This window comes from Aquabacterium sp., assembly GCF_036279675.1.
GTDB lineage: Bacteria > Pseudomonadota > Gammaproteobacteria > Burkholderiales > Burkholderiaceae_C > Aquabacterium.
Genome location: NZ_DASUIS010000056.1, coordinates 1 through 20,717, shown reverse-complemented (window position 1 = coordinate 20,717; position 20,717 = coordinate 1). Strand labels below are relative to the sequence as shown.

At 61.9% G+C, this 20,717-nt stretch carries 20 protein-coding genes and 1 tRNA gene; 6 read left to right on the top strand and 15 right to left on the bottom strand.

Translation table 11 applies throughout. From position 1 onward, the window contains the following. Positions 1-29: 29 nt before the first annotated feature. The 3 genes from coxB to VFW93_RS06665 all read right to left on the bottom strand — a co-directional run bounded on the left by coxB (position 30) and on the right by VFW93_RS06665 (position 3,026). Positions 30-1,169, bottom strand: coding sequence for a cytochrome c oxidase subunit II (gene coxB / locus VFW93_RS06675; protein ID WP_329693209.1), 1,140 nt, complete (start codon positions 1,167-1,169; stop codon positions 30-32). Between the two features lie 156 nt (positions 1,170-1,325). Continuing rightward, a complete protein-coding gene (locus tag VFW93_RS06670) occupies positions 1,326-1,829 on the bottom strand; it encodes a DUF2244 domain-containing protein (protein WP_329693208.1) in 504 nt (167 codons plus the stop codon). Positions 1,830-2,108: 279 nt separating this feature from the next. Beyond that, positions 2,109-3,026, bottom strand: coding sequence for a biotin synthase (locus VFW93_RS06665; RefSeq protein ID WP_329693207.1), 918 nt, complete (start codon positions 3,024-3,026; stop codon positions 2,109-2,111). A gap of 302 nt (positions 3,027-3,328) precedes the next feature. Here VFW93_RS06665 and VFW93_RS06660 point away from each other — a divergent pair, with 302 nt between their 5' ends. Further along, positions 3,329-3,883, top strand: a complete 555-nt coding sequence (locus VFW93_RS06660) for a ComF family protein (RefSeq protein WP_329693206.1) — start codon at positions 3,329-3,331, stop codon at positions 3,881-3,883. A 115-nt stretch (positions 3,884-3,998) separates the two neighbouring features. Then, complete coding sequence (locus VFW93_RS06655) at positions 3,999-4,658, top strand: hypothetical protein (protein ID WP_329693205.1); 660 nt, start codon at positions 3,999-4,001, stop codon at positions 4,656-4,658. A gap of 52 nt (positions 4,659-4,710) precedes the next feature. On the opposite strand, the gene VFW93_RS06650 is transcribed toward VFW93_RS06655, so the two are convergent. Then, on the bottom strand, positions 4,711-5,544 hold the full coding sequence (locus tag VFW93_RS06650; protein WP_329693204.1) for an SGNH/GDSL hydrolase family protein: 834 nt from the start codon (positions 5,542-5,544) through the stop codon (positions 4,711-4,713). A 305-nt stretch (positions 5,545-5,849) separates the two neighbouring features. Between VFW93_RS06650 and VFW93_RS06645 the strand changes: the two genes are divergently transcribed. Beyond that, positions 5,850-6,602, top strand: coding sequence for an SDR family oxidoreductase (locus VFW93_RS06645; protein WP_329693203.1), 753 nt, complete (start codon positions 5,850-5,852; stop codon positions 6,600-6,602). On the opposite strand, the gene VFW93_RS06640 is transcribed toward VFW93_RS06645, so the two are convergent. The 3 genes from VFW93_RS06640 to VFW93_RS06630 form a co-directional block, all read right to left on the bottom strand. Beyond that, positions 6,603-8,738, bottom strand: coding sequence for a TonB-dependent receptor (locus tag VFW93_RS06640; RefSeq protein ID WP_329693202.1), 2,136 nt, complete (start codon positions 8,736-8,738; stop codon positions 6,603-6,605). Between the two features lie 89 nt (positions 8,739-8,827). Beyond that, positions 8,828-10,816 carry an ATP-binding protein gene (locus tag VFW93_RS06635; RefSeq protein WP_329693201.1) on the bottom strand — a complete coding sequence of 663 codons (1,989 nt, stop codon included), beginning with the start codon at positions 10,814-10,816 and terminating at the stop codon, positions 8,828-8,830. A 58-nt stretch (positions 10,817-10,874) separates the two neighbouring features. After that, positions 10,875-11,783: an ABC transporter substrate binding protein gene (locus VFW93_RS06630; RefSeq protein ID WP_329693200.1), complete on the bottom strand. Its 909-nt coding sequence runs from the start codon at positions 11,781-11,783 to the stop codon at positions 10,875-10,877. 357 nt (positions 11,784-12,140) lie between these two features. On the opposite strand from VFW93_RS06630, the gene VFW93_RS06625 reads away from it, so the two are divergent. From VFW93_RS06625 to VFW93_RS06615, 3 genes are read left to right on the top strand one after another with little or no spacing between them, the layout of a single operon-like run. Then, positions 12,141-13,943: a thiamine pyrophosphate-binding protein gene (locus tag VFW93_RS06625; protein WP_329693199.1), complete on the top strand. Its 1,803-nt coding sequence runs from the start codon at positions 12,141-12,143 to the stop codon at positions 13,941-13,943. Next, a complete protein-coding gene (locus VFW93_RS06620; RefSeq protein ID WP_329693198.1) occupies positions 13,940-14,764 on the top strand; it encodes a citryl-CoA lyase in 825 nt (274 codons plus the stop codon). Before VFW93_RS06625 ends, VFW93_RS06620 begins: the two co-directional genes overlap by 4 nt. Continuing rightward, positions 14,761-15,567 carry a hypothetical protein gene (locus VFW93_RS06615; RefSeq protein WP_329693197.1) on the top strand — a complete coding sequence of 269 codons (807 nt, stop codon included), beginning with the start codon at positions 14,761-14,763 and terminating at the stop codon, positions 15,565-15,567. The genes VFW93_RS06620 and VFW93_RS06615 overlap by 4 nt, the downstream gene beginning before the upstream one ends. 112 nt (positions 15,568-15,679) lie before the next feature. Here VFW93_RS06615 and VFW93_RS06610 read toward each other — a convergent pair. The 8 genes from VFW93_RS06610 to VFW93_RS06575 all read right to left on the bottom strand — a co-directional run. Further along, positions 15,680-15,754: transfer RNA gene (locus tag VFW93_RS06610), tRNA-Val, on the bottom strand. Positions 15,755-15,818: 64 nt separating this feature from the next. Beyond that, positions 15,819-16,544: a DNA polymerase III subunit epsilon gene (gene dnaQ / locus VFW93_RS06605; protein ID WP_329693196.1), complete on the bottom strand. Its 726-nt coding sequence runs from the start codon at positions 16,542-16,544 to the stop codon at positions 15,819-15,821. 25 nt (positions 16,545-16,569) lie between these two features. Further along, the gene (gene fdx / locus VFW93_RS06600) at positions 16,570-16,908 is read right to left on the bottom strand and encodes an ISC system 2Fe-2S type ferredoxin (RefSeq protein WP_329693195.1); all 339 of its coding nucleotides are present in this window, start codon (positions 16,906-16,908) and stop codon (positions 16,570-16,572) included. Positions 16,909-16,917: 9 nt separating this feature from the next. Continuing rightward, positions 16,918-18,786: a Fe-S protein assembly chaperone HscA gene (gene hscA / locus VFW93_RS06595; RefSeq protein WP_329693194.1), complete on the bottom strand. Its 1,869-nt coding sequence runs from the start codon at positions 18,784-18,786 to the stop codon at positions 16,918-16,920. 15 nt (positions 18,787-18,801) lie between these two features. Next, positions 18,802-19,326, bottom strand: coding sequence for a Fe-S protein assembly co-chaperone HscB (gene hscB, locus VFW93_RS06590; protein ID WP_329693193.1), 525 nt, complete (start codon positions 19,324-19,326; stop codon positions 18,802-18,804). Between the two features lie 85 nt (positions 19,327-19,411). Next, positions 19,412-19,735 carry an iron-sulfur cluster assembly protein IscA gene (iscA, locus tag VFW93_RS06585; protein WP_290675062.1) on the bottom strand — a complete coding sequence of 108 codons (324 nt, stop codon included), beginning with the start codon at positions 19,733-19,735 and terminating at the stop codon, positions 19,412-19,414. A 76-nt stretch (positions 19,736-19,811) separates the two neighbouring features. Beyond that, complete coding sequence (gene iscU, locus VFW93_RS06580; protein WP_290642936.1) at positions 19,812-20,198, bottom strand: Fe-S cluster assembly scaffold IscU; 387 nt, start codon at positions 20,196-20,198, stop codon at positions 19,812-19,814. Between the two features lie 150 nt (positions 20,199-20,348). Continuing rightward, the coding region (locus VFW93_RS06575) for an aminotransferase class V-fold PLP-dependent enzyme (RefSeq protein ID WP_329693192.1) at positions 20,349-20,717 on the bottom strand (369 nt) is incomplete at its 5' end.

Sequence of the window (20,717 nt, the reverse complement as noted above, 5' to 3'; positions counted from 1 at the left end):
TTTCTGATCCTGTAGGGTTCAAGCGCGCTTCACTTGCGCGCAGCCAGCACTTCCGACGGCTGCACCGTCTGGCCGGTCTTGTTGGACCAGTGGTTCTTGGTATAGGTGATCACGGCTGCGATCTCGGTGTCAGACAACTGTTTCCACGCGGGCATGATGTTGTTCTGCCCATTGAGCAACACATGGATCTGTACCGACTTGTCTTCGCTCAGCACCTTGGGCGAGCCATCCAGCGCCTTGATGGCGCCGCCACCCTTGCCGTTGGGTTGGTGGCAGGCGGCGCAGTTGGCGTTGTAGACCTTCTCGCCACGTGCCAGCAGATCGGCCTGCGTCCAGACCTTGTTGGGATCGTCGGCCTTGGCTGCCAGTTCCTTCTGGCGCTCGGCCACCCACTTGGTGTAATCCTCGGCGCTCAAGACCTTCACATGAATGGGCATGTAGGCGTGTTCCTTGCCGCACAGTTCGGCGCACTGGCCATAGAAGTCACCGGTCTTTTCAGAACGGAACCAGGTGTCGCGCACGAAGCCGGGGATGGCGTCCTGCTTGATCCCGAAGGCCGGCACCATGAAGGAGTGGATCACGTCGTTAGCGGTGGTGATGATGCGGATTTTCTTGTCCACCGGCACCACCAGGGGGTTGTCCACCTTCAACAGGTAGTTGTCACCTTGAGGCGTACCGGCATCCGACAGCGCACGCTGGGAGGCGTCCAGCGTCGAGACGAACTGCACGCCCTCACCTTCACCCTTGAGGTAGTCATAACCCCATTTCCACTGGTATCCCGTGGCCTTGATGGTGATGTCGGCATTGGTGGTGTCCTTCTGCGCGACCACCACTTTGGTGGCTGGCAAGGCCATGCCGATCACGATCAGAAAGGGAATCACCGTCCAGACGATTTCCACCGTGGTCGACTCATGAAAATCCGCCGCCTTGTGGCCCTTCGACCTGCGGTGCGCATAGATCGAATAGAACATGACACCAAACACCAGCACGAAAATCGCGCCACAGATGTAGAGCATCATGTAGTGCAGCGATTGCTGCTCGGCAGCGATCTTCGTGACCGGATTCGGCAAATCGAGCTGCCTGACACCAGGCCCGCCCGGCAGGTCATTGACCGCCCAGCTCGCCTGAGCCATCAGGCCCATCAACGCCACAGCAGTCGCCTGCACCATGGAAGTCACACGGGACGGACGCCCCCCTGCAGACGACATCCGACTCACTCTGTACCCAGGATCTTTGATCATGTCTTGGCTCGTCTAGGATTGAACGCGGTCATTACTGCGGGGCACATCAGAAACCAGACGCCAGACCGGGCGCCTGTCAGCCCGTCAATCGTCCAGGTGCCGTAGCGCCCAGCGGAACTCTTCAGCCAGTTGCGGCCTGGCTGCTCTCGGCAGATAGCCACCAACCTCCACGCTGCGCCCCTGACCTGAGATGCGCACCAGCGAGCCGCCACGCAGATCAGGTTCGACGCGCACCCAGCGCGGATGAAAATCAACACGGCTCACCTGCCCGGCACGGTGACACTCCACGCGCACCAAGGCAGACTTCATTGCGATCACATCGCGGTCCGCGGCACGCCGGCTCAACGTCCACAGCAAGGCCAACAGGCAAACGAACTGCAAGACAGCCAGTTGCCAGACAGCATGCACACCGCTCAGCCAGCTGGCTGCCGCCACGACGGCCGACGCCACCGCCACGAGCAGATAGGCCTTGAGCGAAGAAAAGGCGATCAGCGAATCGTTTCGCTGCAAAGACCACTCGGCCAGCCAGTCTCCCGACGTGGCTGACGGCGCTTCAGCTTGAAGCCTGCCGAGCAGGGGACGCCACACCCCGAACCTCATTGCTGAGGGAGACATCAACCTAACGGGCGACAAGGTGGCGGCATACGCGCCAGAGTTCCTAGACCACACAGGCAATGTCCGGAGGGCTGCCCCGGATGGTTGGTTGAACGTTGGTTGATGCGCTGCACCATCCAAAATTTTCAATTCATTCTAGCCAGCCACTTGAGGCACCTCAATACGCAATCCAGGCAGAAGTGCTATGAATAACCCGCAGTTCACACACAAATCAAAAAGCACCGATACAACGGCGCCACAACCCTATCAGGGCTAGCCCTGCTTGCGGACCATCCGCCTCATGTCGTCGAGTGACACACGGGTTTCGGGCTCCAGCTTGATTCGGGGCTCTGGCTTGATGGCGTGACCGTAGACCACCTCGATGGTCAAGCCCAGGCGACCATCCGGCCGCGTGAGGTGCTGCGACAGCAGATCCAGCAAGCGAGCCTGCCAGCGGGGCGTTCTCAAGCCGGCGAGGCGGCCAGACGCAACATTGCCGCCCCAGGTGCGCAACTCCGTGAGCATGGCCTGAGGTGTTTCCCAGGTCAAAGTCAGACGCTCCATGTCCATCACGGGATCAGCGAAGCCTGCCTTGACCAGCTCGTCCCCCAGATCGTGCATGTCGATGAAGTCGATGGTGGGCAAATCCCATCCCAGACTGCGGTAGAGGGCCCGCAACTCCCGGGCGGTATCGGGCCCCAGACCCGAGCACATCAGAAAGCCACCCACGGCCAGTTGACGATGCCACTGGCGCATCATGCCGGCCAGATCCGCGTGTGCGTGCAGACACATATTGGCCCACAGCATCTGCACCCCGTCGGGCTGCCAGGGCGCATCTGACAACTCCCCCGCCAACCAGGCCTTGGGCGCGTCCTTGCGCCAGAGCGTCTTCCAACTGCGCGTGGCATGTTGCGCCAGGGCCTCCTGGCTGCGCTGCCGCAAAGCCGCCGTGGGCTCTACCACCCAACGCTGCGCCTGCGGATAAGCAGCCCGCACCTGTTCACCGCTGCCCCCCAGAAAGGCCGACCAGTCGATCCAGCTTTGCGGCTGGAGCTTGATCGGGGCCAGCTTGTCAGCCAGACGACGCCCCACCTCCTGGTGAAGCCAAGGTGACTCACCCAAGGCCGCCATGCGCTCAGCCTGCCTCAACAGTGCCCGCTCGCTGGGTGCACAAGGCGCGGGAGCAGACACGACAGGTTCGGATGGCGGCTGGAGCAGCATGGAAAACGGGACAGAAGCCCCCATAGAGGGCGATATTGCAAAACAGGGTCCGTCAGTATATTGACCGGATGCTTCCCGCCTGGCTCACAAGGACTTCCCTCGCCCCCCGCTTCCGACTCGCCGGAGGCGCCCCGTGGCAGGCCAGCCAGTGTCACATCTGCCGACAGTGGCAGGCTCTCACCATCTGCCAGGCCTGCTCGACAGCCTGGTGCACGAACGATCGCCGCTGTCTGCGCTGCGCCATCGCGCTACCCGGCACACACCACGACGACGTGTGCCAGCAATGTGAGGACAACACGCCCGAATTTGACCGGGCCATCGCCGCCGTGGATTACGACGGCCCATGGCCGGGCTTGCTGACCAGGCTGAAGTTTCAGGGCGGCACAGCCCTGGCTCGCCCCCTGGCTGCCATGCTGGCCGAGCGGATCCACCTGCGTCGCGCTGGCGCCGATCTGATGCTGCCCGTCCCCCTGTCTCGGCAACGCATGTCAGAGCGTGGCTACAACCAGTCCTGGCTGCTGGCCAGACACCTGGAGCGACAACTGGCCATCCCCGCCAGCGTGGACATCCTGACCCGACGACAACACACGCAACGCCTCATGAGCCTCTCGGCCGAAGAGCGGGCCATCCAGATCAAGCATGCGTTTGACGTCCCTGCCTCTGCGCAAGCCGCCATCAAGGGCCGACACATTGCCCTGGTCGATGACGTGATGACCACGGGTGCCACGCTGGACGCCTGTGCGCATGCCCTGCTCGAAGCTGGCGCGCGAAGCGTGTCGGCCTGGGTGGTGGCGCGCACACCGCAACCGCGGCAGGTTCAGACCTGATTTCATCAATACCTGGGCCTGACCTTGGTCACATTCGGCAACGGCCTGCGGGACATTCTTACGAATGAAGTGATTCCCATATTGCAAAATGACACGAAAACCAAGGAGTTTGTTCATGCCCTCATCAAGACGCAACATTCTGGCTGTACTCACCCTGACCAGCGCAATGACGGCCGCACTGGCCGCACCCAGCAGCTACGTCATCCAGGCCACGGCGACCGGTGATGTCAACGGCCCAATCAATGGCATGTTCTCCATTGACCTTGGCCAGATCGCCATGACCCAGACTTACAGCCTGGCCACTGGTGAGACGGACATCATTCAAAAAGAGGAATTCGATCTGTACTACGGTGAATGGGGCCTGATCGACTGGCACCTGGCCGGTGAATACCGGCAGTCTGGCTCCTACGGCGCGCCAGCTGGCGCCGTGATCACCCGCAGCCTGCTGCCCGGTGGCGGCAGCAGCCTGACGCTGGACACGTCGGCCGCGTTCTCGCACGGGTCCATGGGGTACCAGCACTTCACGCTGACCTACACCAGCGACACTGACGAGCTCTTTGCCCATGCCGATCAGGTGCCCGCACTGGATCACATCACGTCGGCAACCGGCTCATACGAGTTTGCCTATGCGCCTTCCTACTACGATCCCTTGACCACCCGGAAATTCAATTTCACGGTCAACACCACCAGCGTGCCAGAGCCCGACCTGATCGGCCTGATGGCCGCAGGCATGCTGACGGTGGGAGCGTTTCGGGTGCGCCGCCCCAGTCGATGAGGTCAAGGCGCCTGCAGGCCACCAGATGGGCCTGCAGGCTTCACCACGCGGCTTAGTGCGCGTGATCCCTCAACAGCACGGCCTGCGCAATGGCATGAGCTGCCCTGCGTGCAGTCTCTGGTGTGGGATGAATACCATCACCGATATGGGCAAAGTCCCGCCAGATATCGAGCACCACAGCGCCAGGCACTTCAGAACGGATTCGGCTGCTCGTCACGGCACGCATGGTGTTGTAGTCCGCCTCCCCGATCACCCATGCCAGGCCGTAAAGGCTGCGGAACAAGGGCAGATCCAGTTGCTTGTAGCCAGGCATGGATCCATAGATGGGCGTCAGGCCGGCAGCGCGAGCCTGATTGCCCACGGCGATCAAGCGATCCGCCACCTGATTGATCTGAGCAGCAGTACAGGGCTGGGTGCTTGATTGCGGCACACCAAACGCATCAGCGTGCAGACAATCATTGGGCGGCATGATCACCACATACCTGGCGTTGTAAGTATTGAAGCCGGGCGGTACCGCCACACGCGCCAGGGCCTTCTGAAGCTGCGTTGAGTAGCTGTCCCATGTGGCGGGGCCACATGTACTGGCGCCCGGGGCACAGTAGGACCGTGCAAAGGTTGTGGCGCCAGCCTGACCTTCGTTGATGACATATCCCGGCAACAGCGGATTTCTCGTCAGCGCTTGCCCCACGCTCAAATAACTTCCCAACCCAACAGAGATGCCACCCAAAGGCGCAAGCCCATTGTTGAAGGGGGTTTTGCCTTCTGCGTAAGACGCGCCGATCAACAACAAAGGCAAGCGAGAGGGACTGCTGGCACTGGCATCCGCCAAGGCGGGCTGTGTGGCCAGAACAGTCAAGGCGATACCCATCCATTTTTTCATGCGCATGGTGATTCCTCTGTCTACAGGGTTGATGAAAGCCGAACGGCTCATATGGCGGAGCCTCCGCCATCGCTGCTCTTCGACGCCACATGCGATCTCTTGAGCTACCTGAACGAAGATGCTGCGTCGACGTGATGTTTGCGCTCGAACGGGCACGAACGTTCGTGCCCACGGGCTCGATCAAGACTGGTCACCAGGCAACAAGTCACCCCTTTGAACAGGTGGCCGCAGACCCTTTCTACCCAGATCGGGTGTACCCCTGAGCTCAGGGCTTCACTACCATGCGGGGCTTCCAGCAGTAAGGATCCCTCATGCAGAAACTTTCCGGCAAGACCGCATTGATCACGGGCGGCAACAGCGGCATCGGCCTGGCAACGGCCAGGCTCTTTGTGGAGCAAGGCGCCAGGGTCGCCATCACGGGCAGAGATGCCGCCTCGCTCGAACAGGCTCGCGCATCACTGGGCAGCGACGTTCTGGCATTGCGCAGCGATGCGGGCAAGGTCCAGGAGATCGATCAACTGATGACCACCATCGGTGAGCACTTCGGACATCTGGACGTGTTGTTTCTGAACGCAGCGGCAGGCAGCCCTGCCCCCATCGAACTGACCTCGGAAGAACAGTTTGATGCCATGTCGGCCATCTCGTTCAAGGGCGTGTTTTTTGCCATTCAGAAGGCTGCGCCACTGATGCGCCGAGGCAGCTCCATCATCGTGACGACATCGATCACCAACCAGGTGGGCGCCCCCAATTTCGCCGTGTATGCCGCCTGCAAGGCCGCCGCACGCTCCCTGGTTCAAACCGCCAGCCTGGAGTTGGCCAGCAAAGGCATTCGCGTCAACGCCATCAGCCCAGGGCCGATCGATACACCGGGTTTTGGCCGCTGGGATGTACCCAAGGAGGTCGTGGACGCGGCACGTACGGAGTTCACCAATCGCTCACCCAGCAAGCGCTTCGGCACGGCACACGAAGTGGCTGAAGCCGCCCTGTATCTGGCGTCGGATGCCTCGACCTACGTCGTGGGTGCCGAGCTGGTGATCGATGGCGGCATCAGCCTGCTGATGTGATTACAGGCGATAGGTGAGTTGCAGATAAACCGAACGGCCCGCCAGCGGCAGGTCGTTGGGTATCAGCACGGGGTTGGGATTGCCGGGCGAATACAGGGAAGGCTCCCGGGCTTCTGCATTGAACAGGTTGCGGACCGAAGCCGCCACATCCCATCCGCTTTTGCCACGGCGCGTGCGCACGGTGAGATCCACCGTCGTGTAATCAGGCACTTTGGGCCGAACGTCTCCAGGCGGACGCTCGCGGTCCGCCACATGGTTGACCTGACCGCTGAACAACAAGCCGCTGGCAAAGCCCCAATCCGCACGGGCGAACAAGTGATGATGCGGCGCATAACCGGCGTCCTTGCCGGACGCATCATCGGTGGAACGCTGATAGGCATAGTTGCCAACCAGGCGCACGTTGCCACGCAGATCGTGCGTGGCTTCCAGCTCGAGACCTCGCCCTCGCTGCGCACCCGTGTTGCTCCATGTCGCGGGCGCACCTGCCGTGCGAATGATGTCCTTCATGTCGTAGCGAAACAGGTTGAGCTGCAGCTGCGTATCGGAAGCGGCCTGCCATGAAAACGCCGCCTCCATCGTACTGATGATTTCTGGCTTCAAGTCTGGATTGCCGCGCAGCACCGGATTGTTGACACTGTATTGTTCCGTGAAGGCTGGCGCGCGGAAGGCACGCCCATACAGCACCTTGGCCGTCAAATCCAGGCTGGCATCCCACACCAGCGCAGCGCGCGGATTGGTCGTACCACCGAAGTCCGAGTAGCGGTCGTGACGCACCCCGGCCGTCAGGGCCCAATCCCGGGCGAAGTTCCATTCGTCTTGCGCATACACATAGCGCACGATACGGCGTCGTGGCGCAAGAAACGAGTCGGCCACAGGTACTTCGGCCATATTGGTCAGCTCCAGCCCGGACGGCCCGAATGCAAAGTTCTTGAACTCCTGCGTCCGGTACATGTTCAGATCATCCTGCCCCACACCGAAACGCATCCTGTGTCCGGACCAGCCGGAGTAAGAAGCCACGGCGGAGATACGTTGCTGGCGCTCCCAGGTATTGGGTGCACCCAACATCCCATCCGGGAACAGAACAGGGCTGGGGCCAAGGATCACGGCTCCGGGCGGATACACCTGAAGCGGCTGAGGATAGGTGGTGATGTATTCGAAGTAACTGGCGGTCAAACCCAGCTTCCAGTTGGCAGAAAGCTCAATGTCGTTCCACGAGAGATCCGCGTTGTAGCGCTCGGTCTTGCCACGCCCGACAGGGTCCAGCGCACTCGCCGCACCGCCACCCAGACCGATGCGATCGCGCAGCCGGTAGCCAGCGCGCAGTCGAATCTTGTCATAGGCCAGGTCGATGCTGCCGTCTACAGCACCATGCCCCAAATTCACCGATCCCGGCGCATGGCTGACGTGCGTCGAGGCTGCGGTGTCATTGAGCGTCTGGGCATCGGCATCCACACGGCCTGTGAAGCCTTCGGTCGAACCCACTCTCACATAGCCGGCCACGTCAAACGGCCCGACCTTGCCGCCATGCAGCCCCCACGCGTCAGCGGTTCTGAACGAACCAGCACGGACGCCGAACTCCGTTCCCGACACGTCCGCCGCAGATTTGGTGATGATGTTGATCACGCCCGAATAGGCATCGGCACCATACAGTGCCGAACCAGGTCCACGAATCACTTCGATGCGCGCCACGTTCTCCAGAGGCAATCCCGCCCACGCATTGCCGCGATTGCCAATGAACATCATGGTCATCGGCACACCGTTCTGGAGCATCAGGGTCTGCGCGTTGAACTCGCTGTAAATGCCTCTGAAGACGTACAGTGGGTTGTACCCCTGGACATTGCGACTGACATGGATGCCCGGGACCGTTTCCAGGACCTCGTCCAGATCGGTCGCACCCATCGCCGCAATGTCTTCAGCGGTGATGACTGTCGCCACAGCAGGTGCACGCCGCAAGGGCTGCTGACTGCCCGTCGCAATGCTGATGGTGGATTTATCACCGAACACCAGCGACAACTCGTCCTCTTCGCTGGCGACCTGCGCATGAGCCCCGGTCGCCATCAGTGCCAGCATGCAAGTCACGGCATGCCGGATGGAACGATTCGCAGCGCCGCGACGCACGGAAACGAAACAGCTCATTATTCGATTCCTGTAATTTTGCACCGCGCCGATTGTGTGTCCTCCATAGGAATTTGGGAAGTGCGATTCCACCAATCAGTGCGAGCGAACTACAACTTTGGATCCACAGAAGGCTGTGTCACCCATGTCAACGACAGGCAACGCCCCAGGTTACCCAGCAACACCGCGTTATCAAAAGGCTTGGACATGAACAGGGTGGCGCCGGCCTCCATGGCCTGATCACGATGGGTATGGGAAGCGTTGGCCGACAGGGCAATGATGGGGAGCGCCTTGCCAGACTCGGTCTCACGTATGCGTCGGGTGGCCTCCAGACCATCCATCACGGGCATGGCGAGATCCATGAGCACCAGGTCTGGCGCTGCGGCCAGGACCTTGTCAAGGGCATCCTGACCGTGAACCGCCTCCTGGGTCTCGAAGCCCAGTGCACCAAGCAACTCCGTCAACATCTCGCGGTTGGCCGCCACATCGTCCACAACCAGAATGCGACGTCGAGGCCCTTCATAGCCCGCCACGCTGACGATGGGCATTTCAACACTCGCGCCAGGTTGCTCCGCCAATGGCAAGTCGAGCTCGAACCAGAACAGGCTGCCCGCCCCGATCTCACTCTTCAAATGCAGATCACCGCCCATCAAACGAACCAGTTGGCGACTGATGGCCAAGCCCAGACCGGTCCCTGCCGCGCGGCTTCTTGCATCGCCAGCCTGCTCGAAAGGCTCGAACACCCGCTGTTGATCTTCCTGGCGGATACCGACGCCTGAATCCTGGACTTCAAAGCGCACGCGCACCTGCCTGCCGGCCTCATCCCGAGAAACCAGCTTGATGTTCAGGCTGACGATGCCGGACATCGTGAACTTGACCGCATTGCTCAGCAGGTTGAGGAGCACCTGACGCAATCGTTTCTCATCGACCAACAGCGCCGTCGGCAGGTCTTCACCACAATCGGTGAGGAAGGTCAGCTGCTTCTCAGCCGCCTTGATGCGGATGATGTCGTCCAGCATGGCAGCCAGCGTGCGCGGATCAACTGGCGTCGGCCTCAGGTCCGTCTTGCCGGCTTCGATCTGCGACAGGTCCAGAATATCCACAATCAGCATCAGGAGATGCTCACCACTGCCATGGATGGTGTTGAGGCAATTGAGTTGCCGGTCCGTCAAGGTGCGGTCCATCTTGAGGATCTGCGCGTAGCCCATGATGGCGTTCAAAGGTGTACGCAACTCATGGCTCATGCGCGCCAGGAAATCCGACTTGGCCTGGCTGGCCACTTCAGCCCGATCCTTGGCCATGCGCAACTCTGTCGTGCGATCACGCACCAGCTCCTCCAGGTGCCCCCGATGGCGCTCGAGCTCGTCACCACGCTCCTGGAGCGCCGCGATCATCTGATTGAAGGCTTGCGCCATGGTCTGGATGTCGCGCGGGCCATCCACGGAGGTGCGTACCTGAACGTCGCCCTGTTCCGCCCTGGCCATGGCACTGGACAGTGAATTGAGCGGGCGTGTCAGGCGGGCGCTCAACAAACGGATCACGACCAGAAAGACAGCCGCAAAGAAGAACGACGACAGGATGTTGACCAGGAAGATGTTGGCCACCATCCTGGTCAGGGTGCTCTTGCTCATGACGACCACAGCGTGGCCCAGCAACTCGTCGGTCGGGGCGACAACGTCAAATGGTGTTTCCTGGCGCGTGGACCAGACGGGTGCCACAAATCGCCAGGCATCGTCAGACTCGCTCTCCAGGTAAGCCTCCCGCGTAGCCAGCTGCATCAGCACCGGTTTGTCTGCCTCCCCCTTGGGCAGCACACCCTTTGTCAGCAACTTGCCGCCATCCGTCTTGAGCACCTCCACACGCAAGACATCCGGAAAGGCCAGGGTGGCCGCAACGGCTTCAGCCACGTTCTCCGGCGAACCGGACAACAAAGCCAGTTTGCTTTGCGTAGCCAGGCTGGCAGCCATGCGCATGCTTTGCTGGATGAGGTTGTCACGAACCTGACGACTCCCCTGCCACGCACTGCCCATCGACGAGAACAAGGCCAGGCAAAACACCCCCACCGTCATCGCGATGCCGAGCTGCTGCTGAAAGGTCATGGCCCTCAACAATCGGTTGAGTTGCCGTGCCGGGAGCGAGGTCTGTGCACCTGTCATCTCATTGCTCCGGTAATACCAAGTGGATGCGCTGCTGAGATGCGCGCAGGTCAATGCCGAGGTGCTCGGCAGTGCGGGTATTGACTGCAGTCAACACCTGCTTGAGAGCCTGAATGCCGCGGGGCTGGGGGCTGCTGGCCGACAACGAGGCCAACGCTGCGCCAGCCAGATAGCGCCCGATTTCTGCGTTGTCAGGATAAAGCGCAAAGAGCACACCTCTGCGCACATGCATGACGTTGCTGGAGAAGACAACAAGCCCCTGGTTCCAGGACTCACGCAAGACCAGTGGCAAAACAGCCGCCTCGTCGACCGTGGTCGAATCCTGCGGCAACCACAGTACGTCCCGCTTGGGATTGAGTGTGCCCAGCACGTCCTGGTAGCGTCGAACAGCGGTCTTCAGGTCGTCAGCCTCCAGTGCCAGAAGTTCCAGACCTTGCGCCTTGGCCGCTTCACGGGCCAGCCTGATGAGCCAGTCGTTCTGACGAGGGTCGTACACCACGACCACGCGCTTCGCAGCCGGCATGAAGGACTTCAAGCGGGCAAACAGCAGAGCCGGATCCGGCGCGAGGCTTTGCACCAGCATGCCCTGGGTTTCGGACTCCGGGACCGACAACACCCCGCCAGCCACCACATTGATCTGACGGTCCAGCGTGGAAGCCACCTTCAAGCCACTGCGACCCAGCGCGATGACCGCACGCACATTGCGATGCTTCAGCTCATCTGACAAAGCAGGAGGCGTGGCGCCCATCGCAATCGGGAAGTTGGCGACCTTGCCACGCGTTCGATCTTCAATGCCCTCAATGATGGACGCGAACACGCTGCGGTAAGGCTCGCCGATGTCGGGGTAGACCACGGCCAGGCCGGAACGGGACGTGTCATCTTCTGCGGCGACGGCCAAGCCGGCGTACATGAGACCACTCAGTACTGCCACCACCAGACACTTCATGGCAGACCGCCATTCACGCCACGCTGAGAACAAGAAACTCCCCATGTGCTGTTCGGCTTTCGCACGCCGAATCCCCCACTCCGTCCTGTCGCAGGCGCCCATTCTGGGGCCCGCTCAAGCCTGTCTGTCAACAATGTTGCAACTTGTGCGCAGCCGCCACAAATTTAACCCCTTGTCCAAGGGTGGCCCCGCGACACGGGGGATGACGACATGCCACTCGGAGAGGCATCCTCGCCGACATTCCACATGTATCAATATGTGACTAACCCGACCCTCGTGTAACAAGGACAAGACGGCGTGAAATCCGCGGCAGTAGTTTCATTGGCCCCTCCGCCCACCACGGTTGGTGCAGCCGAGCTCATCATTTCTTACCTGGAAGCCATCGGCGTCGATTACATATTCGGCGTACCCGGTGGCGCCATCGAGCCACTCTACAACGCCATGGCCGTGAGCGCCAGACGTCAGGGTCTCAGGCCCATTGTGGCCAGGCACGAGGCAGGTGCCGCGTTCATGGCTGACGGCTATGCGCGCGAGACCGGCAAGATAGGCGTGTGCTGCGCCACATCGGGACCGGGGGCCACCAACCTGATCACGGGCGTGGCCTGCGCCTATGACAACGGCGTGCCCATGCTGGTCATCACAGGGCAGCCCTCGTTGCCGGTATTCGGCAAAGGCGCCTTGCAGGAGTCGGCCTGCACAGGCGTCAACACGGTCGGCATGTTCAGCCATTGCACCCGCTACAACACGCTGGTGTCCCATGTCGAACAGCTGGAGACCAAACTGGTTCAAGCCTTGATGCGCGCATCCCAGGCGCCACATGGCCCTGTGCACCTGTCCATCCCGCTGGATCTGCTCAAAGGCACGGTCGAGCAGCGCCTGTCGCCACGAGAACTCCACAACCTCATGCGCAAGCCATCGTTGCTTGACGAGGACATGGTTCATACCCTGTTCATGTCCGTTCAGGACGCGCAAAGGGTTGCGCTGATCATTGGCGGGGATTGCGGCGAGGCCATAGAAGCCATCATCCACTTCGCGGAGATGACCAACTCCTGCTTTGTCACCACGCCGGATGCCAAGGGCCTGATCAACCCGCATCACAGGTTGTACCGGGGCGTGTTCGGGTTCGCTGGCCACACGTCGGCCAACGAGACGCTCAACGACAACGTGGACCTGATCCTCGCCATCGGGACCAGCCTCGGTGAATGGACCAGTGGCGCCTGGAGCAACAGCGTGCTCAACCACAAGCTCGTTCACATCGATGCCACTGACGAACACCTGCGGCACTCACCGATGGCGCGGCAGCACGTGCGGGGCCGGATTCGCACGGTCTTCGAGCGCCTGCTGGATCTGATGCACATCGAGCAGGAGGCGCTGGGTATGCCCTGGGCGCCGGCCGTCGGCGGCATCGCCATGAAGTCGGCCGTCACACTGCGAGAACCTGAAAAACTGCAAAGTGACGCCAAGCCGATCAAGCCGCAACGGTTGATGGTGGAGCTGTCCAAGCGCTTCCCCCCCACCACGCGCTTTCTGGCCGATGCGGGCAACGCCACGGCCTGGGCCATTCATTACCTGGAGTCTCGCAACAACCGTCGTCTGGGACTCGTGCCGCCGGCCGGCGAGACGCAGACCCATCAAGCCTGGAGTGGAGAGCGCCGCCACGACCACGCAGGCTGGCTGCGCGTGCTGATGGACTTCGCCCCCATGGGCTGGGCCATCGGCGCCGCTGTGGGTGTGGCGCGTGGCAAACCGGACTGCCCCGTCGTGTGCATCACAGGCGATGGCAGCTATCTGATGAACGGCCAGGAAATCACCGTTGCGGCACAGGAAGGCCTCACCGTGATCTTCGTGATTCTCAACGACAGCGCACTGGGCATGGTCAAGCATGGGCAGCGCCTGGCCGGCGCAGAACGCATCGCTTTCGAGTTGCCAACGGTCAATTACGCGCTCATGGCCGAAGCCATGGGCATACCTGGACACGTGATCGAAGGCCCCGAAGACTTCGACAGGTTGAACATGACCGAGATCCTCACGCGGCCAGGCCCCACCTTGCTGGACATCCGAATCGATGGCGAAGAAGTGCCGCCCATGAGCCTGCGCATGCAGACCCTGGAGGGATCGACATGAGTGGCGCACCCTTGCATACCCGCATCTGGCATGAAGAACCTGAAGCGGACAACCCCTTCGCCACGCGCGTTGCCCGCTGCCATGGCTATGACGTCTATGGCCAGATGCTGGGGCGGGCGAGCTGGGCCGACATTGTCTGGCTGCTGATCAAAGGTGAAGCGCCATCCACATCGGAAGCGGCCATGCTGAACGCACTGGCCGTGGCCCTGGCCAATCCCGGCCCACGGGACCCGATGGTTCATGCTGCCATGTGCGGTGGCGTCGGTGGTTCGCAGGCGGCAGCCAGCCTGATGGCCGCACTGGCTGTTGGTGCAGGACAAAGTGGTGGCGCACGCGATGTGTACCTGAGCATGCGGCTTTGGGCACAGTGCGACAAACAGACGCCGTCGGACTGGATCGGTACATTGTCCAGCGCCAGCCAGCCTACCTGGCTGGCCCCCGATGACGCAGGCTGGCCCGCCATTGAACACCCTGCGGGCTTCGATGCGAACGGCGTGAGCACACCCACCATCGTGCGGCAATCGCTCGACACCCTGGCCCCACTGAGCCGTGGCCCTCGCCTGGCGTGGATGGCGACACACCGTGAAGCACTGGAGCGCGCATCACGCCTGCCGCTGGCCATGACGGGCGTCGCCGCAGCGGCACTCGCCGACATGGGCTTCAATGCACGACAAGGCGAGATGCTGTTCCTCTTGCTCAGGCTGCCCGGCGCCGCTGCACATGCACTGGAACAAGCCGATTACGGCTTCAAGCACTTCCCCTACCCTGATGTCGATCTGCTGGACGACCCTTTGAACAAGCACCAGGAGACCGCTGCATGACGGGCCCTCAGACTCTGAACGAACACGTGGGCATCCTGCGAACCCGCATGGGCGCGGCATTTCCGGGGCAGCGCGCCGTTTTCCGCGGTCACGACCTCCATCGTGAACTCAAGGATATGGATTGGTTCTCGCTCTGCGCCTTCGGCATCTTCGGCCGACATGTACCACGTGCGCAGATTCAGCTGATGACGTCGGCCTTCGTCTACAGCAGCTATCCCGATGCGCGGCTATGGAACAACCGCGTGGCCGCACTGGCCGGCACCACGCGCAGCACACCGAACCTGGCCATCAGCGCGGCACAGGCGATCTCGGAGGCCACCATCTTTGGTCGCGGCAACGAGTTCCGAGCGCTGGACTTCTTCTACAAGACCCAGCAGGCGCTGGATGCCGGCAGCACCCTGCCCGACTACCTGGAAAATTTCCTGCGCAGTGGCGGGAGGCTGGCTGGCTATGGCCGCCCCATCTCGACCAGCGACGAGCGCATGCCGCTGACACTGGGTCTTGCCAAGGAACTGGGGCTGACCGACGGGCCCTACCTGAAGCTGGCATTCGACATCGACCGCTACTTTGAATCCACGGGGCGCCCCCTGCGCATGAACCTGAGTTCGCTGCTGTCTGCCTTTGCCGCAGACTTTGGCTGGACGACCAGGGAGTTCAACATGCAACTGTTCTGCGCCTTCCTGGCCGGCATGTATCCCTGCTACCTGGAAGCCGCCGACAAACCGCCGGGCGCCACCTTCCCGACGCCATGTGCGGATGTGCGCCATGAGGGCCCGGCGCCCCGAGACTGGGCCGCACGCTGATCCACCCGCCGACTTGTCACTGACATGGACCATCGGGCACAGGTCATGTGCCTGGATGGTCCAGCGGCCGGCGAATGAAAAAAGCCTCTTGCGAAAGCAAGAGGCTTTGTTCTGGTGGGCGGTGCAGGGTTCGAACCTGCGACCCCTGCCGTGTGAAGGCAGTGCTCTACCGCTGAGCTAACCGCCCGAAACTGGTTCGGGAATTTGTCGATTCCTGCTGATTTGCTTGTCGCAATCAGCGAAGACCATGACTATAGCACAACTTCAATCGATTTCCACAAAGTTTTTCCGCCACTCGCTTTGTCGATCGCAGCCAACGATTTCTCGAAGTCTTCCGCCTCTTCGTCGGTGGGCTTGATCACCGGCAGATCAAAGGCACTGAAGTCGACCGCCACCACCTCCTGCTTGCCCTTGCCCTCACCACCTTCGGACGCGTCGCTGTCGATCAGCAAGGCATCCTGGCCGCGCGTCATGTTGATGTACACCTCGGCCAGCAACTCCGCGTCCATCAAGGCACCGTGCAGTGTCCGGTGGGTGTTGTCGACCTCCAACCGCTTGCACAGCGCGTCCAGCGAATTGGACTTGCCAGGGAACATCTCGCGCGCCATGACCAGGCTGTCGACGATGCCGCCCACGTAGTCCTTGAACAGGCCCTTGTTCAAGCGCTTGAGTTCGGCGTTGAGGAAGCCGACGTCGAAGCTCGCGTTGTGGATGATGATCTCTGCGTCTCGGCAATAATCGATGATCTCGTCGGCCAGCGCGGCAAATACGGGCTTGTCGGCCAGGAACTCATCGGTCAGGCCGTGGATCTTGACGGCGTCCTCGTGGCTGGGGCGCTCGGGGTTGATGTAGAAGTGCAGGTGCCGGCCCGTGAGGCGCCGGTTGACCATTTCCACACAACCGATTTCGATGATGCGGTCACCTGATTCAGGGCTCAGGCCGGTGGTTTCGGTATCGAGGAAGATCTGACGTGACATGTGCGAACTGTAGCGCGTACCGTGGTCAGTGATTTTCTCTGGCGTGGTTGATCGTGTACTTGGGGATCTCGACCGTCAGATCCTGCCCAGCCACGATGGCCTGGCAACTCAGGCGCGAGTTGGGCTCCAGCCCCCAGGCGCGGTCCAGCAGGTCTTCCTCCGTCTCTTCCATCTCGTTGAGGCTGTTGAAGCCCTGGCGCACGATGACGTGACAGGTGGTGCAGGCCGCGCTCATGTCGCAGGCGTGCTCGATCTCGATGTGGTTTTCCAGCAGGGCTTCGCAGATGCTGGTACCCGGTGCAGCCTGGATTTCCTTGCCCTCAGGGCACAGGGTGGCGTGGGGCAGGATCTTGATGATGGGCATGGTCTAGCTTCAGACTTGATCGAGTTTGCGCCCCGCCAAGGCCTGGCGGATGCTGCGGTTCATGCGTTCGGCGGCAAAGGCTTCGGTGCCATCTGCCAGCGCCTTGATGGCAGCCTCCAGGGCCACGATGTCGCCACGGTCGCAACGCTGGCCGATCTGGGCCATCAGGCCATCAATGCGGACACGTTCCTCTGCGCTCAACAAGTCGCCATCGGCTGCCAGCGCGGTGCGCGTGGCTTCGAGCATGCGCTCGGCTTCCACACGGGCTTCGCGCAAGGCACGGTCTTTCATGTCGGCGGCAGCGGTGGTGAAGCCTTCACGCAGCATGTGCGCCACTTGATCATCGGTCAGGCCATAGCTGGGCTTGATCACGACCGAGGCTTCCACGCCGGAGAGCTGCTCCTTGGCAGACACACTCAACAAGCCGTCGGCATCCACCTGGAAGCTCACGCGGATGCGTGCTGCACCGGCGGCCATCGGCGGGATGCCCCGCAACTCGAAGCGGGCCAGCGAACGGCAGAACTCGACCTGCTCGCGCTCACCTTGCACCACGTGCACAGCCAGGGCTGTCTGGCCATCCTTGAAGGTGGTGAAATCTTGCGCCAGGGCGCATGGAATCGGCGTGTTGCGCGGGATGATGCGCTCGACCAGGCCGCCCATGGTCTCCAGACCGAGCGACAAGGGCAGCACGTCCAGCAGCAGCAACTCGCCTTGCGCGTTGTTGCCGGCCAGTTGATTGGCCTGGATGGCCGCGCCCAGGGCCACGACTTCATCGGGGTTCAGGTCGGTCAGCGGTGCCTGGCCAAAGAAGGCACCCACGGCATCGCGCACGGCGGGCATCCGGGTCGAGCCGCCCACCATGACCACGCCCTTGACATCATCGGGCTTGACCTTGGCATCGCGCAGCACGCGCTTGACCGAAGCCAGTGATTTGTCGATCAGCGGCTTGGCCAGCTCAGCCAGGCGCTCGCGGGTGATGCTGGCCGACAGCATGCCGCCAGACAGCATGCATGACAGATGGGCGCTGCCATCGGTGGAGAGCTTTTCCTTGGTACGGCGCGCAGCCACCAGTACCGTGCGCTTGTCCTGCGGGGTCACCGCTTCCATCTTGGCGTCAGCCAGTGCGGCGTCTGCCAGCAGGTGATCGAAGTCGTCGCCCCCCAGGGCGGAATCACCACCCGTGGCCACCACTTCGAACACACCGCGGCTGAGTTGCAGCAGCGAGATGTCGAAGGTGCCACCACCCAGGTCGTAGATGGCGTAGAGGCCCTCGGCACCGTTGTCCAGACCATAGGCGATGGCAGCGGCCGTGGGCTCATTGAGCAGGCGCAACACGTTCAGACCGGCCATCTGGGCCGCGTCCTTGGTGGCCTGCCGTTGGGCATCGTCAAAGTAGGCGGGCACCGTGATCACGGCGCCGAACAGGTCATCGTTGAAGGTGTCTTCAGCGCGCTGACGCAAGCTGGCCAGGATCTCGGCCGACACCTCGACGGGCGACTTCACGCCGGCCACGGTCTTGACGGCCACCATGCCGGGCTGGTCTTCGAACTGATAGGGCAAGCGACCGGCATCAGGCAGATCAGCCAGGCGACGCCCCATGAAGCGCTTCACCGACACGATCGTGTTCTGCGAATCCTCGGCCTGTGCGGCGAGCGCCTCGAAGCCGATCTGGCGACGTGTCTGGCCGCGCTCGTCCACCATGTAGCGCACGGCCGACGGCAGGATCACCCTGCCCTGCTCGTCCGGCAGGCATTCGGCCGAGCCGTGGCGAACGGCGGCCACCAGCGAGTGCGTGGTACCCAGGTCGATGCCGACCGCGATGCGACGCTGATGGGGATCGGGCGATTGCCCAGGTTCGGAGATTTGCAGCAGGGCCATGTGTGGTCAGCAGTCTCAGCTGGCGTCTTCGTATTGTTCAAGTCGGGCATCGATCTCCTCCAGCAGGCGATCGATGAACATCAAGGCGCGCACTTCCTGCGCAGCCTCGGTGGGGTTGGCATCCACGTCCAGCAACTGCGTGACGCGCGCCAGGCGGGCCTTGCGCTGACCTGTGACCTCGTCAGACAAGGCCTCCACATCCTTGGCGCTGGCGGCTTCTTCCAGGGCTTCACGCCACTGCATCTGCTGCATCAGGAAGGCGCCCGGCATGGCCGTGTTGTTCTCGGCCTGAACCGGCACGCCAGCCAGTTGGCACAGGTAGGCGGCACGCTTGAGCGGATCTTTCAAGCGCTGGTGCGCCTCGTTGACCCGCACGGCCCATTGCATGGCAATGCGTTGCGAGGCCGCGCCCTCGGCCGCAAAACGGTCAGGGTGGACCTGCGCCTGCAAGGCTTTCCAGGCCGCGTCCAGCCTGGCGCGATCCAGTGCGAATGCCTTGTCCAGGCCCAGCAAGGTGAAGTCGTCAGCGTCGATGTTCATGGCCACAGCAACCCGTCAAAAAGAGAAACCCCACCACATGGTGAGGCTTCCATCCTCGCAAGGCGCGTGCCTTGCGGCGTTCCGATCAGATGCGGAAGGATTCACCGCATCCGCAACGATCACGCTCGTTCGGATTGTTGAATTTGAAGCCTTCGTTCAAGCCTTCGCGCACGAAATCGAGTTCGGTGCCGTCGATGTAGGGCAGGCTTTTCGGGTCGACCAGGATCTTGACGCCGAGTTGCTCGAAGACGATGTCTTCAGGGGCGATCTCGTCGGCGAACTCGATCTTGTAGGCCAGACCGGAGCAACCTGTGGTCTTGACGCCCAGGCGCACCCCCACGCCCTTGCCACGGCGGCCCAGGTAGCGGGTGATGTGACGTGCGGCGGCCTCGGTCAGGCCCACGGTCATGTTGGCGTTGACTTCAGCGATGTCCGCCAGCGGCCCGTTGCCGGGACCGGCGGTACACGATGCGGAGATAGCTTGATCAGGCTGCATGCTTGGCCTTGTAGTCGTTGACGGCTGCCTTGATGGCATCTTCCGCCAGGATCGAGCAGTGGATCTTGACCGGGGGCAAAGCCAGCTCTTCGGCGATCTGGGTATTTTTGATGTCCAGCGCCTCGTCCAGCGTCTTGCCGCGCACCCATTCTGTCACCAGCGAGCTCGATGCGATGGCCGAACCGCAGCCATAGGTCTTGAAGCGGGCGTCTTCGATCACGCCGGTGCTGGGGTTGACCTTGATCTGCAGCTTCATCACGTCGCCGCAGGCTGGGGCGCCGACCATGCCGGTGCCAACAGACTCGTCGCCCTTCTCGAAAGAGCCGACGTTGCGGGGGTTTTCGTAGTGGTCAATGACCTTGTCGCTGTATGCCATGATGAAACTCCAAATCCTTCAAAGAACGTCGATTGCGTCGCCACAACCGTGTTAGTGGCGGCGGGGCCAGCGCCGGGCCGCCCCAAGCGTCCGGCCCCGCTACCCCCTCGGGGGGTGGTTGCAGTACCCTGCAACCGGGGGCGGACATGACTAGTGTGCAGCCCATTGAATAGTGCTGATGTCAATGCCGTCTTTGTACATGTCCCAAAGCGGTGACAGTTCGCGCAGCTTGGCCACACGATCCTTCAGCGTGTTGACCACGTAGTCCACTTCTTCTTCGGTGGTGAAGCGGCCGATGGTCATGCGCAGCGAGCTGTGCGCCAGTTCATCGCTGCGGCCCAGTGCGCGCAGCACATAGCTGGGCTCCAGGCTGGCCGAGGTACAGGCCGAGCCCGAGGACACGGCGATGCCCTTGATACCCATGATCAGCGACTCGCCTTCCACATAGTTGAACGACACGTTCAGGTTGTGGGCGACTCGCTTGTCCAGATCGCCATTGACGAAGATCTGTTCGATGCC

Excerpts from the sequence above, each read along its gene's own strand:
- coxB (WP_329693209.1), bottom strand. The coding sequence starts at position 1,169 with ATGGTGCAGGCGACTGCTGTGGCGTTGATGGGCCTGATGGCTCAGGCG.
- VFW93_RS06655 (WP_329693205.1), top strand. The coding sequence starts at position 3,999 with ATGCCCTCATCAAGACGCAACATTCTGGCTGTACTCACCCTGACCAGC.
- VFW93_RS06650 (WP_329693204.1), bottom strand. The coding sequence starts at position 5,544 with ATGCGCATGAAAAAATGGATGGGTATCGCCTTGACTGTTCTGGCCACA.
- VFW93_RS06645 (WP_329693203.1), top strand. The coding sequence starts at position 5,850 with ATGCAGAAACTTTCCGGCAAGACCGCATTGATCACGGGCGGCAACAGC.
- VFW93_RS06640 (WP_329693202.1), bottom strand. The coding sequence starts at position 8,738 with ATGAGCTGTTTCGTTTCCGTGCGTCGCGGCGCTGCGAATCGTTCCATC.
- VFW93_RS06635 (WP_329693201.1), bottom strand. The coding sequence starts at position 10,816 with ATGACCTTTCAGCAGCAGCTCGGCATCGCGATGACGGTGGGGGTGTTT.
- VFW93_RS06630 (WP_329693200.1), bottom strand. The coding sequence starts at position 11,783 with ATGTACGCCGGCTTGGCCGTCGCCGCAGAAGATGACACGTCCCGTTCC.
- VFW93_RS06620 (WP_329693198.1), top strand. The coding sequence starts at position 13,940 with ATGAGTGGCGCACCCTTGCATACCCGCATCTGGCATGAAGAACCTGAA.
- VFW93_RS06615 (WP_329693197.1), top strand. The coding sequence starts at position 14,761 with ATGACGGGCCCTCAGACTCTGAACGAACACGTGGGCATCCTGCGAACC.
- dnaQ (WP_329693196.1), bottom strand. The coding sequence starts at position 16,544 with ATGTCACGTCAGATCTTCCTCGATACCGAAACCACCGGCCTGAGCCCT.
- fdx (WP_329693195.1), bottom strand. The coding sequence starts at position 16,908 with ATGCCCATCATCAAGATCCTGCCCCACGCCACCCTGTGCCCTGAGGGC.
- hscA (WP_329693194.1), bottom strand. The coding sequence starts at position 18,786 with ATGGCCCTGCTGCAAATCTCCGAACCTGGGCAATCGCCCGATCCCCAT.
- hscB (WP_329693193.1), bottom strand. The coding sequence starts at position 19,326 with ATGAACATCGACGCTGACGACTTCACCTTGCTGGGCCTGGACAAGGCA.
- iscA (WP_290675062.1), bottom strand. The coding sequence starts at position 19,735 with ATGACCGTGGGCCTGACCGAGGCCGCCGCACGTCACATCACCCGCTAC.
- iscU (WP_290642936.1), bottom strand. The coding sequence starts at position 20,198 with ATGGCATACAGCGACAAGGTCATTGACCACTACGAAAACCCCCGCAAC.